The organism is Streptomyces cupreus, assembly GCF_014257025.1.
Lineage (GTDB): Bacteria > Actinomycetota > Actinomycetes > Streptomycetales > Streptomycetaceae > Streptomyces > Streptomyces cupreus.
This window is the reverse complement of record NZ_JACMSF010000002.1, coordinates 210271-231079: the sequence shown is the minus strand read 5'-3', so window position 1 is coordinate 231079 and position 20809 is coordinate 210271. Positions and strand designations below refer to the sequence as shown.

The window sequence follows — 20809 nt, the reverse complement described above, 5'->3', positions numbered from 1 at the left end:
TGCACATTCAACCAACGCCGTCAGTACCGTCTCACCAGATGACAGATGCACTCATGGCGTGTGCCCAGGCAAGCCGGGCGTGTATGCGGCTCCGCCGCGGGGCGCGACCAGCCGCGACGGCGCCGCAGCGAACCGACGTCACATCGCGGCACTTGCAGCGGAACGCTCAGTGGCGCTCCACCAGCAGCGCACTCCCCTGCCCCACCCCGACGCACATCGTGGCGAGCCCCCGTTCCGCCCCCGTGCGCCGCATCCGGTGCAGCAGGGTCGTCAGGATGCGTGCGCCCGAGCAGCCGAGCGGATGCCCCAGCGCGATCGCGCCGCCGCTCGGATTGACCAGTTCCGGATCGATTCCCAGCCGGTCGACACAGGCCAACGCCTGCGCCGCGAACGCCTCGTTGAACTCGGCCTCCTGGAGGTCCCCCACACTCCATCGCGCCCGGGCGAGCACCTTCTGCGTGGCCGGAACCGGCCCGATCCCCATCACATCCGGATGCACACCCGCGGACGCGCCGCCGACATACCGCCCGAGCGACTCAAGACCGAGCTCGTTCAGCGCCTCCTCGCTGACCAGCAGCAGCCCCGCCGCACCGTCGTTCATCGGCGAGGCGTTCCCCGCGGTGACGGTGCCGCCCTCCCGGAAGACCGGCTTCAGCCGCGCGAGCTTCTCGTACGACGTGTCCTCGCGCACGCACTCGTCAAGCTCCACGACGATCCCGTCCGGCCGCTCCACCGGCAGCAGCTCGTCGTCGAAGTGGCCGTTCTTGCGGGCCTCGGCGGCCAGCCGGTGGCTGCGCAGCGCGAACTCGTCCTGCCGCTCACGCGAGACGCCGTGCCGCGAGGCGACCTCCTCCGCGGTCTCCCCCATGGACAGCAGCCCGTGGAGATCCTTCATCGCCGGGTTGACCAGCCGCCAGCCGAGCCGGGTGTCGACGGTCTCGATACGGTGCGGGAGGGCCTCGTCGGGGCGGGCCATGACGAAGGGCGCGCGGCTCATCGACTCGGAACCGCCCGCGAGCACGATGTCGGCCTCGCCCGCGGCGATGGTGCGGGCCGCGGTGGTCACGGCCTCAAGGCCGGACGCGCACAGCCGGTTCACCGTGGCGCCGGGCACCGACTCGGGCAGCCCGGCCAGCAGCGCGGCCATGCGGGCGACATTGCGGTTGTCCTCGCCGGCCTGGTTCGCGGCGCCCCAGTACACGTCGTCGATGCGCGCCGGGTCGAGCGCGGGCACATCGGCGACCAGCCCCCGGATCACGGTCGCTGCGAGGTCGTCGGGCCGCAGGGAGGAAAGGGCTCCGCGCAGTTTGCCGATGGGCGTGCGGCGGGCGGCCGCGAAGTGGACGGGACGCACGAGAAGGACTCCTGACCGACAGCGCCGCCGGCCTTACGGCCGGCCATGAACAGCGGCCTCTTAATTAGCACCGCTAGTTTTGGACTATAGACCGCCGACCGCACCCCTGGGAAGATCCCCGAGAACCTTCACCGACGCAGCCGGAGGAGACATGGCCGACCCCCGCGAACACATCCTCGCCGGAACCCACGGCCCGATCGTCGTGCGCGAGTGGCCGAGAAGGGAGCCGCGGTACACGGCGCTGCTGGTGCACGGCTACGGGGAGCACGTCGGCCGGTACGAGGGGGTGGCCGGTGTCCTCACCGGGCATGGCGCGGCCGTGTTCGCCCCCGATCACATGGGGCACGGGAAGTCGTCGGGCGAGCGGGTCGTGATCGAGGACTTCGAGGACGTCGTCAGCGATGTGCACACGGTGGCGGACCTCGCCCGGACCGCCCACCCCGGCATCCCGCTGGTCATGGTCGGGCACTCGATGGGCGGCCTGATCTCGGCCCGTTTCGCCCAGCGGTACGGCGCCGAGCTCACCGCACTCGTCCTGTCCGGGCCGGTCATCGGCGACTGGCCGCTGCCGCGCCGGCTGCTCGCGCTGGACGAGATCCCGGACACCCCGATCAGTCCGGGCGCGCTCTCCCGCGACCCGGAGGTGGGGGCGTCGTACGCGGCGGATCCGCTGGTCTGGCACGGCCCGATGAAGCGGCCGACCGTGGAGGCCTTCACCCGGACCCTGGAGACCGTGTCCAAGGGCGGCGACGTGGGACCGCTGCCGCTGCTGTGGCTGCACGGCGACGACGACCGTCTGGTGCCGCTCGCCGGAAGCCGGGCCGGCGTACAGGAGTTGCGCGGCGACCGGCTGACCGAGCGCGTCTATCCGGGCGCCCGGCACGAGGTGTTCCACGAGACGAACAAGGCCGAGGTCTTCGACGACCTGGTCCACTTCCTGGACGCCGTACTCGAAGACTGAGACGACGGACCGCCGCGTTTGCACCAGTACGCCCTGGGCACCCGCGCCCGCATGGAGCGGTTGCGGAGAGCGGCCTGCGTGGGGGAGCAGGCGGACAGGCCTCCGGCGTGCGGGGCGGGAACCCGCGAGGAGGAGCGCGCCGTACTGCTCCGGATGTCCAGGCAATACGCGGAGAGGAGAAGCGCGCCATGACCGTGGTGAGGAGCACCCTGCCCGACAAGGAACGCCGGATCGCCGGTGACGCCCTCCAGGACACACTGGTCGACCTGCTCGGTCTGTCATTGGTCGGCAAGCAGGCGCACTGGAACATCGTCGGACCGAGGTTCCGCTCGATCCACCTCCAGCTGGACGAGGTCGTCTCGGCCGCCCGCGACTACGCCGACACCGTCGCCGAACGCGCCGCCGCGCTCGGCGTCCCGCCGGACGGCCGCCCGGAGACCGTCGCCGCCTCCTTCGGCCTGCCCGGCCCCGGGGACGGCTGGCTGCGCGACACCGAGGTGGTCCAGCTGATGGTGGCCTCGCTGGAATCGACCATCGGCCGACTGCGCGACCGTATCGAGGCCACCGACAAGGCGGACCTGGTCACCCAGGACCTGTTCATCGGCATCACCCGCGAACTGGAGAAGCAGCGCTGGATGTTCGACGCCGAGAACTGGCCCCGGGACGAGTGAAGGGGGAAGGAAATGACGGACTCCCTCGAACTCGACGCGCTGTGGGAGAACTTCCACCGCGCGGTGAACATGACCTCGCAGGAACTGGCCGCCTGGCTGCGGGTCAGCGACGCCTCCGAGGAGACCGAACCGCTGCCGGACCACGCGGGCACGCCGACCGGACAGCATGTCCTGGCGATCCTCCAGAAGCGCCGCACGGACCTCACCGACGACGACATCGAGGTGATGTACGAGGTGGTCGACACGGTCGCCGAACAGGCGGACGTGGAGAACGAACCCGAGGCGGAGGACTCCCGACGCAGGCATCTGCTGATGTCGCTCGGCCATGACCCACTGAAGCCATGAGTCCCGAACCGGGCGCGTCCGCACGGGCGTTGAGGTGCCCGGCGCCCGCCCGGGAGGTGGCCGAAGACAGTCTCCGCCGTCGACGATGATCGTGAAAGACTGCCCGCAGCGCAGACCTTGCCGAGCGAGCAGAGGAGCACCGTGTGACCGGGACCGAGCCGGCCGTCCGTATCGACACGACCCGGCCCCATCCGGCCCGGGTGTACGACTGGTACCTCGGCGGCAAGGACAACTACCCGGTCGACGAGGCCCTCGGCCGGCAGATCATGGCGATCGACACGGGGGCGCCGCGGGCCGCGCGCAGCAACCGCTGGTTCATGCAGCGGGCCACGCGCCACCTCGCCGGAGCGACGGGAATCCGCCAGTTCCTGGACATCGGCACCGGCATACCCACCGAGCCCAACCTCCACCAGATCGCCCAGTCCTTCGCACCGGACGCACGCGTGGTCTACGTCGACAACGACCCCATCGTCCTCGCTCACGCCGAGGCACTGCTGCGCGGCACCCCGGAGGGCGTGACGGAGTACGTCCAGGCCGACGCCCGCGAGCCGGGGGCGATCCTCGAACAGGCCGCCCGCGTCCTCGACTTCGAGCGCCCCATCGCCCTGTCCCTGATCGCCCTGCTGCACTTCGTCGCCGACGAGGACGGCGCGTACGACCTGGTGGACACCCTCGTCGAGGCGCTGGCGCCGGGCAGTTGCCTGGTCCTGTCGTGCATGACCGCCGACTTCGAGCCGGAGAACGTACGGCAGGGCATCGAGCGCTACTCGGCGGGCGGGGTGACGCTCGTCGCGCGCTCGCACGCCGAAGTGGGCGGCTTCTTCAGGGGACTCGACCTGATGGAGCCGGGGATCGTGTCGGTGAAGGACTGGCGCCCCGACCTCGCGCGGGACGAGTCGCCGCTCGGCGACGGGCCCGTGTCGCTCTACGGCGCGGTCGGCGTCAAGTACTGAGGGACCACGAAGGACTCCGGCCCGCTTCACCTACGGCTGATCGCGCGGACCGGTGAGCATCCGCTCCAGCCGGTCGAAGCGGGCGTGCAGGGCGCGGGTCGTCTCGTCGTACAGCTCCTCGGCGTCGTGGGCGAGCCGGTGCCGGCGCTTCTGCTCCCGCCCGACGAACCAGGTGGCCAGCGCGGCAGTGACCATGCCGTACGTCGTAATCCCCACGGCCATTACCACCGCCGCGATGACCCGGCCCCAGAAGGTGACCGGGTAGAAGTCGCCGTATCCCACGGTCGTGGCGGTCTCGATCGACCACCACAGGGCCTTCGGATAGGACGTCAGGTTCGCGCCCCTGGCGCCCTGTTCGGCGGCGACCACCGCCCATGACCCGGCGAGCATCACCACGCCGAGGGCGCCCGTCGCCCCGATCGCCGCCTTCAGATGCAGCGAGCGGCCCTCCCGGCCGAGCAGCGCGGCGACCGCCCTGGCGAGGAATCCGGGCAGCATGGTGACTCCTTCGGGTACGGGCACGTCATGGGGTCAGTGTCGGGGCGGCGCCAGGACCGGGCATGCCGGGAGGCGCGTTCGAGTTGCCGCGCCGCCACCAGCCAAGGCAACACCCGCCCCGCGCCACCACCAGCGCCGCGCGACGGCACGCTCCTCGTGCCGCGCGCCCGGCGCGTGCCGGGCAGCGGGGCGTACGCATCGCTGGACGGCACCGTCCTGATCACCGCCTCCGGCGAGGGCGCCGCCGCCATCGCCCTCGTCCATCACCCCGCTCACCCGATCGGGCCGGTGCGGCTGGTGGGACCGCAGGGCCGGTGGTGCGCTGAGGGAACGTGTCACGTTCTCAGGAGGCCCCCCGCCATGACCCGCTCCCGCCCTGTCCACGCCCTCGCCTCGGCCCTGGCGGCAGCCGCCCTGCTGACCTGCGCCGCCTGCTCGGACGACAGTGACAGCGCTGCGGACGTCGCCGCCTCCCCGCTCGCCGCGCAGACCACCGCGGCGCCGGCGGAACTCACCGAGGCCGGAGCCCAAGCCGCGCTGATCACCGAGTCCGACATCGAGGACGACTGGACCCAGGTCGAGGACGCCTCCGGCTGGCGCGACTCCCTGCTCGTCGGCCAGGTCGACGTGGCCGACTTCCTCACGGCGAAGGCGGACGCCGCCGACTGCCAGCGGCTCCTGGACCGCCTCTACAGCGAGGACCTGCTCGGCAAGCCCTCCGGCGCCTCGGCGCTGCGCGGCTTCGAGCAGGGCGACTCCCGGCTGCTGTACCAGGTCGCCGCCTACGACCGGGCCGCCCTCAGCGCCTCCCTGGCCTGGCTGAAGACCCTGCCGGTGAAGTGCGACCAGTTCACCGCGACCGACGACGCCGGCGAGGAGCGCACCGTCCAGGTGATCGAGACCTCGCTGCCCGACGAGGGCGACGCCCGCCAGGGCCTGCGCGTCACCGTCAAGGGCACGGCCGACGGCTCGCCCGCCACGCTCACCCTGGACGTGGCCGCCGTACGCGTGGGCTCCGACGCGATCACGGTCACCGCGGGCGGCCTGGACGGCGGCGAGGACGACTCCGTCGAGGACGCCGTCGAGAAGGGCACCCAGCGCCTGAAGGACGTACAGGCGGGAAAGACCCCTTCGCCGTGACCGCTCGAACTCCGCCGATTTTCCGTTGAGTTCACCCTCCCGCAGCCCAACCGCCGCCGATCCTGTGCCGATTCCGGAGACAGAGTGATCAAGGGACGGCACAATGGCCACCACGGCCGGTTTCGGCCGTACGTGCGAGGAGAGGACGAGTCGTGACCGAAGGCCACACCCCGGCGGACGAGTCGGCGAAGCTGAACACCGGTGTGGCGCACAACGCGCGTGTGTGGAACTACTGGATCGGCGGCAAGGACAACTACGAGGTCGACCAGCAGGTCGCCGAGCACGTCGCCGGAATGTTCCCGATCATCCGGGACATCGCCCGCGCGGACCGCGAGTTCCTCGGGCGGGCGGTGCGATTCCTCGCCGAGGAGCGCGGGGTACGGCAGTTCCTGGACATCGGCACCGGCCTGCCGACGGCGGACAACACCCACGAGATCGCCCAGCGCGTCGCCCCGGACGCACGGATCGTCTACGTCGACAACGACCCGATCGTGCTCCTGCACGCCCGCACCCTGCTCACCGGCACCACCGAGGGCGTCACCGACTACATCGACGCCGATGTCCACGACCCGGAGGCGATCCTCGAACGCGCCGCGCACGCCCTCGACTTCACTCGGCCGGTCGCGGTGCTGATGCTGGGCATCCTCAACTTCGTCCTCGACATCGACAAGGCCCGGGACATCGTCCACCGCGTGATGGCGGCGGTCCCCTCCGGCAGCTTCCTGGTCCTGACCCATCCCACCCACGACGACGAGGTGGGCGGCGCGGGGCAGATCCCGGCGATGGAGTTCTGGAACGAGAACGCCACTCCGCCGATCACCGCCCGCAGCGGCGCGGACATCGCCACGTTCTTCGAGGGTCTGGAGCTCCTCGAACCGGGCCTGGTGTCCTGCTCGGCGTGGCGTGCCGAGTCCAACTCTCCCGTGGTGGTTCCACAGTACGGCGCCGTGGCCGTGAAACCCTGACGCCCACAGCGAGTTTCGCGGCCCAGCTCGACGAGGAGAACGCATGACCACCCTTGCCGATCCCGTGCCCGGAGGGCGTCCCGGAGACATCGAGCGGGCGACCGCGCTGAGCGGGGAGCTGTCCGGGCGGGGCGTGCACGGAATCGTGCTGGCCTATGTGGACACCGCCGGGATCGGCAGGGTGAAGGCGGTCCCGACGGCGAAGCTGCCCTCGGCGGCGGCCTGGGGGGTCGGGATGTCCCCGGTGTTCGACACGTTCCTGGCGAACGACTCCATCGTCACCACCGACGTCCTCGGCTCCCCGGACGGCGATCTGCGGCTCTACCCCGACCTGGACCGCCTGGTGGTGCTGTCCGGACAGCCCGGCTGGGCGTGGGCCCCGGTGGACCGGATCACCCAGGAGGGCGACCCGCATCCGGGCTGCGGCCGCACCTTCCTCCGGCACCTCCTCACGGAGTCCGCCCGCCAGGGCATCGCCTTCCGGGCGTCGATCGAGATCGAGTGGGCCGTCGGCCACGGCCCCGCCGCCGAGGGCGAGTTCGTGCCCGCGGTGACGGGTCCGGCGTACGGCGCCACCCGCCAGGTCGAGCTGAGCGAGTGCACCGCCGAACTGCTGGCCGCGCTCGCCGAGCAGGGCGTGGACGTCGACCAGATCCATCCCGAGTACGCGGCCGGGCAGTTCGAACTGTCGGTGGGCGCGCTGGACCCGGTGGCCGCGGCCGACCGCAGTGTGCTGGTGCGCCAGACGATCCGGGCGGTGGCCCAGCGCCACGGCCTGGTGGTCTCCTTCGCCCCCGCGGTCTTCGCCGAGGGCGTCGGCAACGGCGGCCACCTCCATCTCTCCGCCTGGCGCGACGGCGTCAATCTGCACGCGGGTGGCGACCGCCGCCACGGCATGACGGCCGATGCCGAGTCCTTCACGGCCGGAGTGCTCACCCGCCTACCGGCGCTCACGGCGGTGACGGCACCCAGCCCCGCCAGCTATCTGCGGCTCAAACCCTCCCAGTGGGCGGGGGTGTTCACGGCCTGGGGCCGGGAGACCCGCGAGGCGGGCGTGCGCGTGATCACCGGCACCAGCGGCCTCCAGGACCAGGCGGCGAACATCGAGATCAAGCCGGTCGACCTCGCCGCCAACCCCTACCTCGCCCTCGGCTGCGTCATCGCCGCCGGTCTCGACGGCATGGCGAAGTCCCAAGCCCTGCCCCAGGAGATCACCGGTAACCCCGCTGACCTGCCCGCCGAGGAGGCCCACGCCCGTGGCGTGCGCCGGCTGCCGACCTCGCTCGGCGCGGCCGTGGAGGCGTTCCGCGGCGACCAGGTGCTGCGCACCGCGCTGGGGCCGGTCCTCGCCGACGCGGTGATCGCCGTGCGACAAGGGGAGATCGCGGCCGTCGACGGGCTCGATGAGGCAGGGATCGCGGCGGCGTACCGCTGGCGGTACTGACGTGACGGCCACCGCGGTCCACGAGACCCTCGCCGCCCAGCCACTGACCGACCACCACTGCCACGGCGTGGTCACCGAGGGCCTGGACCGCCCGGGCTTCGAGTCACTGCTGACCGAGGGCGCGCCCTGGCCCGGGATCTCCCCGTTCGACACCCCGGTGGGCGTGGCGGTACGCCGCCACTGCGCACCCCTGCTGGACCTGCCCCGGCACGCGCCCGCCGAGGAGTACCTGGCCCGGCGCGCCGAACTCGGCCCGCGGGAGGTGAACCGGCGCTTCCTCACCGCCGCCGCCACCGACGTCTTCTGCGTCGACACCGGCTACACCCCGCACCCCCTCACCGCCCCGCACGAACTGGCCGAGGCGGTCGGCGGCAGCGCCTTCGAGGTCGTACGACTGGAGAACGTCGCCGAGTCGACCGTACGGGCCGGGGTCGAGCCGGACGCGTACGGCGCCGCCTTCCGCGCGGCCGCCGAAGAAGCCGTACGACAGCCTGGCGTGGTGGCGGTGAAGTCCGTCGCCGCCTACCGGACCGGCTTCGATCTGGACCCGGCGCGCCCCACGGACGCGGAGGTCACCGAGGCCGCCCGGCGCTGGCTCGCTACGGGCGGACGCCTCGCCGATCCGGTGCTGGTACGGCATCTGCTGTGGACGGCCGTCGATCTCGGCCTGCCCCTCCAACTGCACACCGGGTTCGGCGACAACGACATCCGGATGCACCGCGTGGACCCGGCCCACCTCACGGACTGGCTGCATCTGAGCGCCGGCACGATCCCCGTACTGCTCCTGCACTGCTGGCCGTATCAGCGCCAGGCCGCCTATCTGGCCGCCGTGTTCGAGCAGGTGTATCTCGATGTGGGCCTGACCCTGCACCATGTCGGTCCCGCACGCGCGCGTGCGGTCCTGGAGGAGGCGCTGGAGATCACCCCGTTCCGCAAGCTGCTGTACAGCTCCGACGCCTACGGTCTGGCCGAGTTCTACCTGCTCGGCGCGCTGTCCTTCCGGCAGGGTCTCGGCGCGCTGCTCCAGGACCGTGTCGAGGCCGACGAGCTGAGCCTGCCGGACGCGCTGCGGATCGTCCGGTGGACCGGCTCCGCCAACGCCCGCCGCCTGTACGGACTTCCCTCCGAAACCGTCCCCCGTCGCGACTGAGCGCGCGTCGATCCCGGAAAGTATGATCAAGCAATGTCTGATATGACCGAAACCACGCCCGGTTGGCTGACCTCCGACGAGCTGGAGATGGCTCGCGCCCGTATGCCGATCCTCTATGTCGAGGCCGTGCCCGTGCGCGTCGACGACAGCGGCGAGGTGACCAGCATCGGCCTGCTGCTGCGGATCGGACCGGACGGAACGGTCAGCCGGACCCTGGTCTCCGGCCGCGTGCTGCACCACGAGCGGGTCCGCGACGCTCTCCTGCGGCACCTGGAGAAGGACCTCGGCCCGGTCGCGCTGCCCCGGGTACCGGCCTCCCTCCAGCCCTTCACGGTCGCGGAGTACTTCCCGACGCAGGGCATCACGGCGTACCACGACCCACGCCAGCACGCCGTCTCCCTTGCCTATGTGGTGCCGGTGACCGGCGACTGCCGTCCGCGCCAGGACGCCCTCGACCTGGTCTGGTTCAGCCCCCAGGAGGCCCTGTCCCCGGCGGTGCAGAGCGAGATGCCGGGCGGCCACGGCGTGCTGCTCAAGCAGGCGCTCGCGCATGTCGGCTGTGTGATCTGACGGTCACGGACTGTTTCTCGTGCGCGCCATGAGGCGGAATGGAGTCGCGTGCGGGAGGGTGCTGCCGTACGAGTGACAAGGCCTCGCGGACCGGCCCTCCCCTCGACGTCTGCGCGCCACCAAATTTGAACCGTTAGTTTTCTTGAATCGTTCGTGTTTATGAGGGTAGGTTCGGCGTATGAGCTCATCCGGAACCCCGACCACCGCCGAGGAGCTGCGCGGTGCCGGCCTGCGGGTGACGGCTGCCCGGGTCGCGCTGCTGGAGACCGTCCGGGACGGCGACCACCTGGGCGTCGAGGCCATCGCCTCCGGGGTGCGGGACCGCGTGGGCCACATCTCCCTGCAAGCCGTGTACGAGGGCCTGCACGCCCTCACCACGGCGGGGCTCATACGCCGTATCGAGCCGGCCGGCAGCCCGGCCCGGTTCGAGGGACGGGTCGGGGACAACCACCACCACGTCCTGTGCCGGTCGTGCGGTGTCGTCGCCGACGTCGACTGCGCGGTCGGCGACGCCCCCTGTCTGACCGCCTCGGACGACCACGGCTTCGCGATCGACGAGGCCGAGGTCATCTACTGGGGCCTGTGCCCCGCCTGCTCGACTTCGCAGACTCTCTGAGCACGAGATCCACCAAGCCCGGAAGGATTCGCCATGGCTGAGAACCCCGACGCAATCGTCACCGACCCGAAGACGGAGGAGAGCACGGGGGGCTGCCCCGTCGCGCACGGGCGTGCCGCGCACCCGACCCAGGGCGGCGGCAACCGCCAGTGGTGGCCGGAGCGCCTCAACCTGAAGATCCTTGCCAAGGACCCGGTCGTCGCGAACCCGCTCGGTGAGGAGTTCGACTACGCCGAGGCGTTCGAGTCCCTCGACCTGGCGGCCGTGAAACGGGACATCGCCGAGGTGCTGACCACCTCCCAGGACTGGTGGCCGGCCGACTTCGGCAACTACGGCCCGCTGATGATCCGGATGGCCTGGCACAGCGCCGGCACCTACCGCATCAGCGACGGCCGCGGCGGTGGCGGCCGCGGGCAGCAGCGTTTCGCGCCGCTGAACAGCTGGCCGGACAACGGCAACCTCGACAAGGCCCGCCGTCTGCTGTGGCCGGTCAAGAAGAAGTACGGCCAGTCCATCTCCTGGGCCGACCTCATGATCCTCACGGGCAACGTCGCGCTGGAGCAGATGGGCTTCGAGACCTTCGGCTTCGGTGGCGGCCGCGCCGACGTCTGGGAGGCCGACGAGGACGTCTACTGGGGTCCCGAGACCACCTGGCTCGACGACCAGCGCTACACCGGCGACCGCGAGCTGGAGAACCCGCTCGGCGCCGTCCAGATGGGCCTCATCTACGTCAACCCGGAGGGCCCGAACGGCAACCCGGACCCGATCGCCGCGGCCCGCGACATCCGCGAGACGTTCCGCCGCATGGCGATGAACGACGAGGAGACCGTCGCCCTCATCGCCGGTGGCCACACCTTCGGCAAGACCCACGGCGCCGGGCCGGCCGACGCGGTCGGCAACGACCCCGAGGCCGCCGACATGGAGCAGCAGGGCCTGGGCTGGAAGTCCACCTACGGCACCGGCAAGGGCGGCGACGCGATCACCAGTGGTCTGGAGGTCACCTGGACCACCAAGCCGACCCAGTGGAGCAACGACTTCTTCAGCATCCTCTTCGGCTACGAGTGGGAGCTGACCCAGTCCCCGGCGGGCGCCCACCAGTGGGTGGCCAAGGACGCCGAGGCGATCATCCCCGACGCGCACGACCCGTCGAAGAAGCGTCTGCCCACGATGCTCACCACCGACCTCTCGCTGCGCTTCGACCCGATCTACGGCCCGATCTCGAAGCGCTTCCACGAGAACCCCGCCGAGTTCGCGGACGCCTTCGCCCGCGCCTGGTACAAACTGACCCACCGTGACATGGGCCCGAAGTCGCTGTACCTCGGCCCGGAGGTCCCGGAGGAGACGCTGCTGTGGCAGGACCCGCTGCCGCAGGCCGAGGGCGAGGCCATCGACGCCGCCGATGTCACGGCCCTCAAGGCCAAGATCCTCGACTCGGGTCTGACCGTCTCGCAGCTGGTCTCCACCGCGTGGGCGTCGGCCTCGACGTTCCGCGGCAGCGACAAGCGCGGTGGCGCCAACGGTGCCCGGATCCGCCTTGAGCCGCAGCGCGGCTGGGAGGTCAACAACCCCGACGAGCTCGCCCAGGTGCTGCGCACCCTTGAGGGCGTCCAGAGCGAGTTCAACTCCGGCGCCAAGAAGGTCTCCCTGGCCGACCTGATCGTCCTCGGTGGCTCCGCCGCCGTGGAGAAGGCCGCCAAGGACGCCGGCGTCGAGGTCGAGGTGGCCTTCTCGCCGGGCCGTGTCGACGCGACCGAGGAGCACACCGACGCCGAGTCGTTCGCGGCCCTGGAGCCGACATCCGACGGGTTCCGCAACTACCTCGGCAAGGGCAACCGACTGCCGGCCGAGTACCTGCTGCTGGACCGGGCGAACCTGCTCACGCTGAGCGCCCCCGAGATGACCGTTCTCGTCGGCGGTCTGCGCGTCCTCGGCGCCAACCACAACGGCTCGAAGCACGGTGTCCTCACCGAGACGCCGGGCAAGCTGACCAACGACTTCTTCGTCAACCTGCTCGACCTGGGCACGGAGTGGAAGTCGACGTCCGCCGACCAGGCCACCTTCGAGGGCCGTGACCTGGCCTCGGGCGAGGTCAAGTGGACCGGCACCCGTGCCGACCTGGTCTTCGGCTCCAACTCCGAACTGCGGGCGCTCGCTGAGGTGTACGCGAGCGACGACGCGAAGGAGAAGTTCGTGAACGACTTCGTCGCGGCGTGGACCAAGGTCATGGACCTGGACCGCTTCGACCTGGTCTGAGCGACCCGACCCCGACACCCGGGCCGGCCGACACACCCGTCGGCCGGCCCGGCCGTCTGTCCGTCCGTCCGAAATGAGGCTGAGCTCTTGGAATTCGCCTTCACCGGCCAGGTGATCGAATGGCGCGGCCCGTCGCCTTACTACTTCGTCCCCGTACCGGACGAGCTGACGGTCCGGTTGAAAAACCCCGAAACATGCAGGTGACGAGGGCTGCGGGGCGTATAGAGCAGTCGCAGCGGGGAAGCGGCGTGGGTTCAACAACTCAGCCGCGTCCGCGACATCCGGGCCCGCGTCTGTCTCGCGCTCTCCTGACCTTGGTCACCAAGGTCAGGAGGAAGAGTGTGGGCGCACAAGACCGGGAGCGTCGGCCCTCCCTCCGGCCACGATGCCGCGGAGGCCGCCGCATCAGCCCCTTCGTCACCACCGAAAGCGAGACAGGGCCGTTCGTTTGACACCCCCCCGGTAGGTCCCTGGGCCGCCGTAACCCGTGGCACGCGTTCGCAGTTCTCATGCAGCGAGGAGGCGGCAGTGTAGTGCCACGTGCTCGCAAGCGCTACATGTGCACTGTTGCTCACTCACCGAGAGTCGATCGAGGGATACGCTACGTCAGGGCGGAATTCCCGGCGCGCAACGGAGGGCACCATGCCGCGAGGGGAACGAGTTGTGGTGGGTCGGGCCGAGACACAGCAACGGGGGACGCAAGCGGGAGCCGGGGAACAGTGCGATCGGAACCCGGGGGGCGTCCCGAAAACTCTTGAACGAGACGTGGAACTTGCTGTTGCACAGGCGGCGTTGGACGCCCTGAGCAGTCGTTCACAGACCGGCGGGGCGAGCCTGCCGCCGCGCCGGAGCGGCGTGCTGGCCTTCACGGGTGCTGCGGGAGCGGGTAAGACGACCCTTCTGGACGAGGTGCGCAGGCTCGCGGCGGAGCGCGAGTGCCGTGTGCTGTCCGCCAAGGGGGGCGAACTGGAGCAGGGCGTAGCCTTCCATGTGGTGCGGCAACTGTTCCAGCCGCTGTTGGCCTCGTACTCCGACAGCGAGCGGCGCGAGGTGCTGGGCGACTGGTACGCGATCATCGGGCCGTGTATTGGCCTGTGCCCCACGGGAGAAGGGGTCGCACCCGATCCGCAGGGTGTGCTGGACGGCTTGGACTGGTTGGTCACCAATGTGGCGCTGCGGCGCGGGCCGTTGGTCATGATCGTCGATGATGCGCACTGGGTGGATCTCGAGTCCCTGACGTGGCTGACCTCCTTCGCCCGACAGGCCGAGGACCTGCCGACACTGATCGTGGTCGCATACCGGCCGGAGGAATCGACCGAGGCCGCGAAGGCGTTCAGCGGCATGATGGAACGGAACCGGGTGAGGCCGCTGGCCCTGGAGCCGTTGACCCCGGCTGCGGTCTCCGCGCTGCTGCGCGGGGCGCTCGGGACGGACGTCGACGAAAGCTTCTGCCACGAGGCGTGGCAGGTCACTGGCGGCAATCCCTGGGAGACAGTGGAGTTGGTTGCCAGGATCCGCGAACGGGGAGTGGATCCCGTACGGGAGAACGTCCGGCTGCTGCGGGACCTGGCGGCAGCCACCACCATGGGCGGCGGCCTGGTGGACCGCCTCGAGCAACTGGGCACGTCCGCCACACGCCTCGCCTGGGCGGTGGCCATTCTCAGCTCGGAGGCAACCCTGGATCTGGTGGCCTCCCTGGCCGCACTGGGCCCGGCCAACGTTTCGCAGTCAGCGGATCTGCTGCGGGCCGAGCACATCCTCAAGCCCGGCCGGCGGCTGGAGTTTACGCATCCGCTCATTGCCACGGCGGTGTACCGGTCGATTCCTGGCGGAACTCGGGTGGCCATGCACGGCAAAGCGGCGCGGGAACTCATCGACGCGGGGCTGGGTCCGGCAGTGGCGGCGCGGCATCTGCTCGAGACCCAGCCCGAGGGCGACGACGCAGTGGCGCGCCAACTACGCGACGCGGCCCGCGAGTACGTGCGCCTGGGCGCGCCCGATGCCGCCCGCCGCTGTCTCAGCCGCGCGTTGCGCGAGTCTCCCGTCGGGGAGTTGCGGGCCGCCATCCTGCACGAGCTCGGTTCGCCGGCTCTGGCACACGAACCGGCGACCGCGGTCAATCATCTGCGGGCGGCGCTGGACGAACCCGACCTGCCGCCCGTGTTGCGTCAGGGCATCGCGACCCGTCTCGCGCGGGCGCTTGCGTACTGCGACCGGATGACCGAAGCCATGAGCGTCCTGGAAGAGGAAGCCCGCACGACCGCGGGCGCGCGGGGCCGTCTGCGGCTGCTGACCGAACATTTCCTGCAGGCGGCGTTCACGTCCGAGGCCCACGATGCCCCGGCACTGTCCCGTCGGCTCGCCCAGCTCACCGAGCGTCTGACCGGACGCGAGGCAACAGAGCGGTATCTCTTCGGGCTACGCGGGTGGGACGCCGTAGTACGCGGCGAGTCGGTGTCGACGGCCCTGGAGTACGCCGAGCGGGCGATGAGCGACGATATGAGCTGGACCGACGAGCGCTGGGGGTTCGAGATCCCGGCGCTGGTGGCGCTCACCTTCCTGCACTGCGACTGCCCCAAACGGGCCGAAGAACTGTTCACCCGCGGCATCGCGGAGTTCGAGCGCGAGGGCTGGCGCGGAACTCCCCTGGCACTCGGTTACACCTTCCTCGGCTACATCCGGTTCCGTTGCGGTCGGCTCACCGATGCGGAGGACTTCGTACGGGCAGGGCTGCGGCTGGCCGACCGAGTGAGTCCCGACGTGCCCGTGCACTGGTACGCGATCGGAAGTCTGATCGAGATCCTGCTCGCCCGGGGGCAGGTCGAGGCTGCGGAGAGGATGGCAGCGGAAAACGGACTCGGTGAGCCGTTCCCGTCCGCCGTGACGTTTCCCGACGCACAGACCGTCCACGCCGAGCTACTGCTGGCCCGGGGGATGGCAAAAGAAGCGGCAGCGGAACTGTCGCAGGTGGGACAGCGACTCGACGCACACGGAATGCGCAATCCGGGGCTGTGCCCTTGGCTTCTGCAGCTCGCCCTCGCAACCGCCGCCACGGATGTCCAGCAGGGCCGGGAACTGGCGCAGGAAGCGCTGCACCGGGCCGAACGCTTCGGCGCGGCGTCCGCCCTGGGGCATGCGCTACGCGTCATGGCACGCCTGAGCGACGGTCCAGGGTCCATCGCTCTCCTGCACCGTGCGGTCACGGAATTGGAGCGGTCGGACGCCTCGTACGAACTCGCCTGTGCACTGGTCGAGTTGGGAACGGCACTTCGCCGGGGCGGCAGGGCATCGCAGGCCGCCGAGTCGCTGTACCGGGGGGTGGATCTCGCCGTTCAGTGCGGTGCCGACGCACTGGTGACTCAGGCACGTGACGAACTCATCGCCGCGGGGCTGGGGCCGCGCCGCCTGAAATAGGAGCCCAGGAGCAGCCACTTGGAGAGTGTTCCCCCGGAGCGGGACGCGTCCTGCCCGGCGCGCGACGCCGCGCTCTGGTGGGAGCGCGAGGGAACCCGGGAGTGCGCCCCGAACACACCGGGTCGTGAACCGAGGTGCGCGTGGGGACCGTTGCACGTTTCGCTAACGCGTGACCAGTGAAAGCTCCACGTGAGCCCTGGAGGAATGAGGATTTTCCCGAACCATCACTGTTGACGCCCGTCCGGCAGCCCCCTCCGGAGCTCCTCTGTCACGGCGCATCCCTTGGGGGGGCCATGCGAGCGGCGATCGGCACAGAGAATCGGACCTTGACCACACTCGATCACTCAGCGCTGGAACTTTCGGAGATCCGGCATATGACAGACGCTGCCCTGGACGAATTTCTCGACCGGAAATCTCTCACGGCAGCGTCCCATCAGATGCTCGAACTGGTTGAGACACTCCGTGGTTTCCTGTCCTCGGGTGGCAAACGCATCCGGCCGGTCATGTGCCTGTGCGGCTGGTACGCGGCGGGCGGTAAGGAGACTCCGAGGCCGGTGGTGAAAGCCGCCGCGTCTTTGGAGCTGTTTCACGCCTGCGCTCTTATTCATGACGACGTCATGGACAACAGCGACGCGCGCCGAGGACGGCTGACTCTCCACCGGCTTCTCGCCGAGCGTCACCGGCGCCGGGACCCTCCGGGGAATGCGGAACGGTTCGGCACCAACGCCGCCATCCTGCTCGGAGATCTCGCCCTGGCATGGTCGGACGAGATGTTCCACACGGCAGGTCTCTCCCCCGCGCAGGTGCAAGCGGCTCTCCCCATGCTCGACGCGATGCGCAGCGAGGTCATGTTCGGCCAGTATCTCGATCTTCTGGGCACCGGGCGGCCGACCGGCGACGTCGGGGAAGCTCTGATGGCCAGCCGCTTCAAGACCGCCAAATACACGGTCGAGCGCCCCCTGCACATCGGTGCCGCGCTCGCAGGATCCGGTCCCGCCATCCGGGACGCGCTGACCGCCTACGCGCTCCCTGTCGGCGAGGCCTTCCAACTGCGAGACGATCTTCTCGGAGTCTTCGGCGACTCCAGGCAGACGGGCAAACCCGTCGACGACGACCTCCGCGAGGGCAAGTGCACGGTACTCATGGCGCTCGCAGTGGCACGAGCCGATGCGGCACAACTGAGGGTGCTGCGCTCGCTGGTGGGCTGCTCGGACCTCGATGCGGAAGAGGCCGACGCCATCCGTGACGTTCTGGTGTCCACCGGTGCCCGTTCTGTGGTGGACCAGATGATCACCAGCAGATGCCGCAGGGCCCTGGGCGTGCTGGACCGTGCGCCCTTCCCTCTTCCTGCCACCAATGCCCTGCGCCGCCTGGCTCACTCCGCCTCCGTGCGTACCTCCTGAACGCCTCGGCGCAGGTGTGGGCCACACCCGTCAAGAACTCCCGTGACTCCAGGGGATCGCATGTTTGACATCGCACCGCAGCGCACCGGCACCTCGTCGCCCGCCCGGCACGAGTACGAGAAAACCGAGGGGTTCTTCCTTCCCGAGTTGCCGCGGCTTCTTCCCGTGGCGTACCACCCCAAGGCCGCGCAGATCGAGTTCCGATCGAATGCCTGGCTGCGCCGATATCTGTCCGGGTGTTTCGTCGGCGAAGGGGACCTGCTGAAATTTCTGCGCGAGCGAGTGGGACTGTACGGACCCCTCATAGCCCCGACGGCCGACGAACAACACGCGCTCGATCTCGCCGACTTCTACCATTTCGTCGCCGTCATCGACACTATGGCAGCGGACCACTCCGGGCTGGGAGCCAGCCATTGCGGAGCACGCGATGTCTTCGACAGGATCATCGCCGACTTTGCGGCCGTGATCGAACCCGGAATGAGCGACAATTCCCCGTTCGGACCGGCGGCCCGGGACCTGTGGCTGCGCATCAGCGCGGGGCTGACGCCACATCAAGTCGAGCGGTTCAGGACAAGTATGAGCAGTTTCCTGCGAGGAGTCGCCAGCGAGCTTCCCTACCAACTGAATGGCTCGGTTCCGGACTACGACACCTACATGGCCGTGCGACGGGACAGCTTCGGCTGCGACTTCATCCTGCTGCTCACCGAATACTCCCTCGCCGTCGACATGACGGAGTTGGCCGCATCACCACAGTTCGCGAAGGTGCACGCCCACGCGATGCGCCAGTTGATCCTCGTCAACGATGTGCTGTCCCTGCGCAAGGAACTGGGGGATCCCATGAACGCGGTCCGCGTGCTGCGCCGCCACAACGGGCTGACGCTCCAGCAGGCCGTCGACGCGGTCTGCGAGTTGGCCGAGCGCCATGAGCGTGCGTATATCGCGGCCCGGGACGCCGTGCGGTACGGCCCGTTCGGCGCCCACACCGACGTCCGCACCTACCTCGAGGGGCTCGATCATCTACTCGCCGGCAGCCAGGAGTACGAATACCTCACCCCTCGCTACTTCGGCGATGGATCCGTGTGGGACGGCTCCACCTCCGGGTGGGTCAGCCTCACCGCTCCGATCGCCAGATTCCTGCCCCAGGCCGGTCCCGCCTCGGAACAGCGGCGAACCAAGGCCGTCAGGATCCACACCCGAAGGAGCTGAAGAGATGACGACGAGCCACGAGGCGCGAGCGGAATCGTGCCCACCGACCAGGGGCATGGCCCCGGGTGGACTCCCGCTGCTCGGCCATGCGTTACCGCTGCGGCGTCGGCCCTTGGAGTTCCTGGCCGCGCTGCCGGCCCAAGGCGATCTCGTGGAGGTGCGGCTGGGCCCACGCCGGATGTATCTGGCCTGCCATCCCGACCTGGTCCAGCAGGTCCTCCGCGACTCACGCACCTTCGACAAGGGCGGCCCGATGTTCGACAAGGTCCGCCTCCTCACGGGGAACGGCCTGGCCACGTCCTGCTGGGCGGAACACCGGCGTCAGCGCAGGCTGGTGCAGCCTGCCTTCCACCAGGAAAGGATGGCCGGCTACGCCGCCGTGATGGACCACGAGATCACCTCCATGCTCGACTCATGGCAGGAAGGCCGTGTCCTCGACGTTCACGCCGCGATGCAGGCGCTCACGGCGCGCGTCATCGTCCGTACGCTGTTCTCGACCCGGATCGAGGACTGGGCCGTCGACGAGATACAGCGCTGTCTCCCGGTCATCACGCGAGGATTCTTCACGCGCATGGTCGCGCCACTCGGCCTGATGGAGAAGCTGCCCACCCGGCGCAACCGCGAGTTCGACCGGGCGCTGGAGCGGATGCGCAACGTCATCGACCAGACCGTCAGCAGCCATCCGACCGGAACCGATCACGGGGACCTGTTGTCCAGCCTGCTCGGGGCCGAGGACGAGGAAACCGGCGAGCGTCTGGCCGGGCACGAGATCCACGATCAGGTCATGACCTTGCTCATGGGAGCGATCGAGACCACTTCGAACACCCTCGCCTGGACGTACCACCTCCTCGGCGAGAATCCCGAGACCGAGGCACGGTTGCACCGTGAAATCGACAGCGTCCTCCCCGGCCGCCGGCCCGGCTTCGACGACCTACCCCACCTGGGCTACACCCAGCGTGTCGTCACCGAGGCACTGCGCCTGTACCCGCCCACGTGGTTGCTCACCCGGTCGACCACATGCGAGGCGGAGCTCGCAGGACTCCGACTGGCCCCGGGCACCACCGTGGCACTCAGTTTCTACGCCCTTGGCCATAACCCGGCCCTGTTCTCCGACCCCGAACGGTTCGACCCCGACCGCTGGCTGCCCGAGCGGGCCAAGACCGTACCGCGGGGTGCCTGGAACTCCTTCGGTGGCGGCAGCCGCAAATGCATTGGCGACAGGTTCGCCACGATCGAGACCACGCTTGTGCTGGCCGCCGTCGCCTCGGGCTGGCGTCTGAAGCCCCACCCGGGCCCGAGCATCCGACCAGAGCCAAAGGCGAGCCTGAGCACCGGCCCCCTCCCGATGATCCCCGAGCGACGCCGTCAAGGCAGCTCCGCCCCGCCCGGCCCACTCAGCAGGGAGTAAACCGGTCCCCAGCTGGTCCCCAAAACATCCGGCGCCGGCACTCAAGCGGCACGCTCGCCGTGGACGCTCACCGCGCCGCCGTCCGATGATCACTGTTGAGCCGGAGTCACCGGTCATGACCGTAATCGCGTCCGACAGGGGTCCGGTACCCGGTCCGTCCGACGTCTTCCGTACCCCAGCACCCCAGGGCGTTGTCAGCGGTCAAGGGCCCGCTCGCAGTCGCCCCGATGTTCCTGCACCAGATCAAGAGGCCGTATCGGCATGCCCCGATACGGCCCCTGACCTGCTACTTCGCAAGTCGGGACGACAGGATTTGAACCTGTGTTTTCAGACCCCCGCCGGGCAGCCTCGTCGCCTCCCGAACCTCTTCCCCTGATCGATGGGAGCCACTGCGAACGCTTCCATCGCCACGCCTCAGCCGAGAGCAGGCAAGTCAGCGGATGAGAACGGCCCTTGCG

The 20809-nt window shown here is 69.8% G+C and carries 17 protein-coding genes; 15 read left to right on the top strand and 2 right to left on the bottom strand.

Features of this window, described 5'->3' with window-relative positions:
* Positions 1-166 precede the first annotated feature (166 nt).
* The gene (locus H4N64_RS02860; RefSeq protein ID WP_186280459.1) at positions 167-1354 is read right to left on the bottom strand and encodes an acetyl-CoA C-acyltransferase; all 1188 of its coding nucleotides are present in this window, start codon (positions 1352-1354) and stop codon (positions 167-169) included.
* 151 nt (positions 1355-1505) lie between these two features.
* Between H4N64_RS02860 and H4N64_RS02855 the strand changes: the two genes are divergently transcribed.
* The 4 genes from H4N64_RS02855 (at position 1506) to H4N64_RS02840 (ending at position 4284) form a co-directional block, all read left to right on the top strand.
* Positions 1506-2315 (top strand): alpha/beta hydrolase, encoded by an 810-nt coding sequence (locus H4N64_RS02855; RefSeq protein ID WP_186280458.1) that lies wholly within the window; start codon positions 1506-1508, stop codon positions 2313-2315.
* A 188-nt stretch (positions 2316-2503) separates the two neighbouring features.
* Entirely contained in the window at positions 2504-2986 is a 483-nt protein-coding gene (locus H4N64_RS02850; RefSeq protein ID WP_186280457.1) for a Dps family protein, read from the top strand.
* Positions 2987-2998: 12 nt separating this feature from the next.
* Positions 2999-3331 carry a DUF3140 domain-containing protein gene (locus tag H4N64_RS02845; RefSeq protein ID WP_186280456.1) on the top strand — a complete coding sequence of 111 codons (333 nt, stop codon included), beginning with the start codon at positions 2999-3001 and terminating at the stop codon, positions 3329-3331.
* A gap of 143 nt (positions 3332-3474) precedes the next feature.
* Positions 3475-4284, top strand: a complete 810-nt coding sequence (locus tag H4N64_RS02840; protein ID WP_186280455.1) for an SAM-dependent methyltransferase — start codon at positions 3475-3477, stop codon at positions 4282-4284.
* A gap of 30 nt (positions 4285-4314) precedes the next feature.
* Here H4N64_RS02840 and H4N64_RS02835 read toward each other — a convergent pair whose 3' ends face one another.
* The gene (locus H4N64_RS02835) at positions 4315-4782 is read right to left on the bottom strand and encodes a potassium channel family protein (protein ID WP_186280454.1); all 468 of its coding nucleotides are present in this window, start codon (positions 4780-4782) and stop codon (positions 4315-4317) included.
* Positions 4783-5142: 360 nt separating this feature from the next.
* Between H4N64_RS02835 and H4N64_RS02830 the strand changes: the two genes are divergently transcribed.
* The 11 genes from H4N64_RS02830 to H4N64_RS02780 all read left to right on the top strand — a co-directional run bounded on the left by H4N64_RS02830 (position 5143) and on the right by H4N64_RS02780 (position 20351).
* Positions 5143-5922: a hypothetical protein gene (locus tag H4N64_RS02830; protein WP_186280564.1), complete on the top strand. Its 780-nt coding sequence runs from the start codon at positions 5143-5145 to the stop codon at positions 5920-5922.
* Between the two features lie 152 nt (positions 5923-6074).
* Positions 6075-6887 carry an SAM-dependent methyltransferase gene (locus tag H4N64_RS02825; RefSeq protein ID WP_186280453.1) on the top strand — a complete coding sequence of 271 codons (813 nt, stop codon included), beginning with the start codon at positions 6075-6077 and terminating at the stop codon, positions 6885-6887.
* Positions 6888-6930: 43 nt separating this feature from the next.
* The gene (locus H4N64_RS02820; protein WP_186280452.1) at positions 6931-8331 is read left to right on the top strand and encodes a type I glutamate--ammonia ligase; all 1401 of its coding nucleotides are present in this window, start codon (positions 6931-6933) and stop codon (positions 8329-8331) included.
* Complete coding sequence (locus H4N64_RS02815) at positions 8291-9481, top strand: amidohydrolase family protein (RefSeq protein WP_222108437.1); 1191 nt, start codon at positions 8291-8293, stop codon at positions 9479-9481. Before H4N64_RS02820 ends, H4N64_RS02815 begins: the two co-directional genes overlap by 41 nt.
* Before the next feature lie 42 nt (positions 9482-9523).
* Positions 9524-10051 carry an NUDIX hydrolase family protein gene (locus H4N64_RS02810; protein ID WP_186280563.1) on the top strand — a complete coding sequence of 176 codons (528 nt, stop codon included), beginning with the start codon at positions 9524-9526 and terminating at the stop codon, positions 10049-10051.
* Positions 10052-10229: 178 nt separating this feature from the next.
* The gene (locus H4N64_RS02805; RefSeq protein ID WP_186280450.1) at positions 10230-10667 is read left to right on the top strand and encodes a Fur family transcriptional regulator; all 438 of its coding nucleotides are present in this window, start codon (positions 10230-10232) and stop codon (positions 10665-10667) included.
* A gap of 33 nt (positions 10668-10700) precedes the next feature.
* Positions 10701-12920: a catalase/peroxidase HPI gene (gene katG / locus H4N64_RS02800; protein WP_186280449.1), complete on the top strand. Its 2220-nt coding sequence runs from the start codon at positions 10701-10703 to the stop codon at positions 12918-12920.
* Between the two features lie 666 nt (positions 12921-13586).
* Positions 13587-16334, top strand: coding sequence for an AAA family ATPase (locus H4N64_RS02795; RefSeq protein ID WP_186280448.1), 2748 nt, complete (start codon positions 13587-13589; stop codon positions 16332-16334).
* 326 nt (positions 16335-16660) lie between these two features.
* A complete protein-coding gene (locus H4N64_RS02790; protein WP_260859509.1) occupies positions 16661-17737 on the top strand; it encodes a polyprenyl synthetase family protein in 1077 nt (358 codons plus the stop codon).
* A 60-nt stretch (positions 17738-17797) separates the two neighbouring features.
* Positions 17798-18943 (top strand): terpene synthase family protein, encoded by a 1146-nt coding sequence (locus tag H4N64_RS02785; RefSeq protein ID WP_186280446.1) that lies wholly within the window; start codon positions 17798-17800, stop codon positions 18941-18943.
* 4 nt (positions 18944-18947) lie between these two features.
* Positions 18948-20351 (top strand): cytochrome P450, encoded by a 1404-nt coding sequence (locus H4N64_RS02780; protein ID WP_186280445.1) that lies wholly within the window; start codon positions 18948-18950, stop codon positions 20349-20351.
* The last annotated feature ends 458 nt before the right edge of the window (positions 20352-20809 follow it).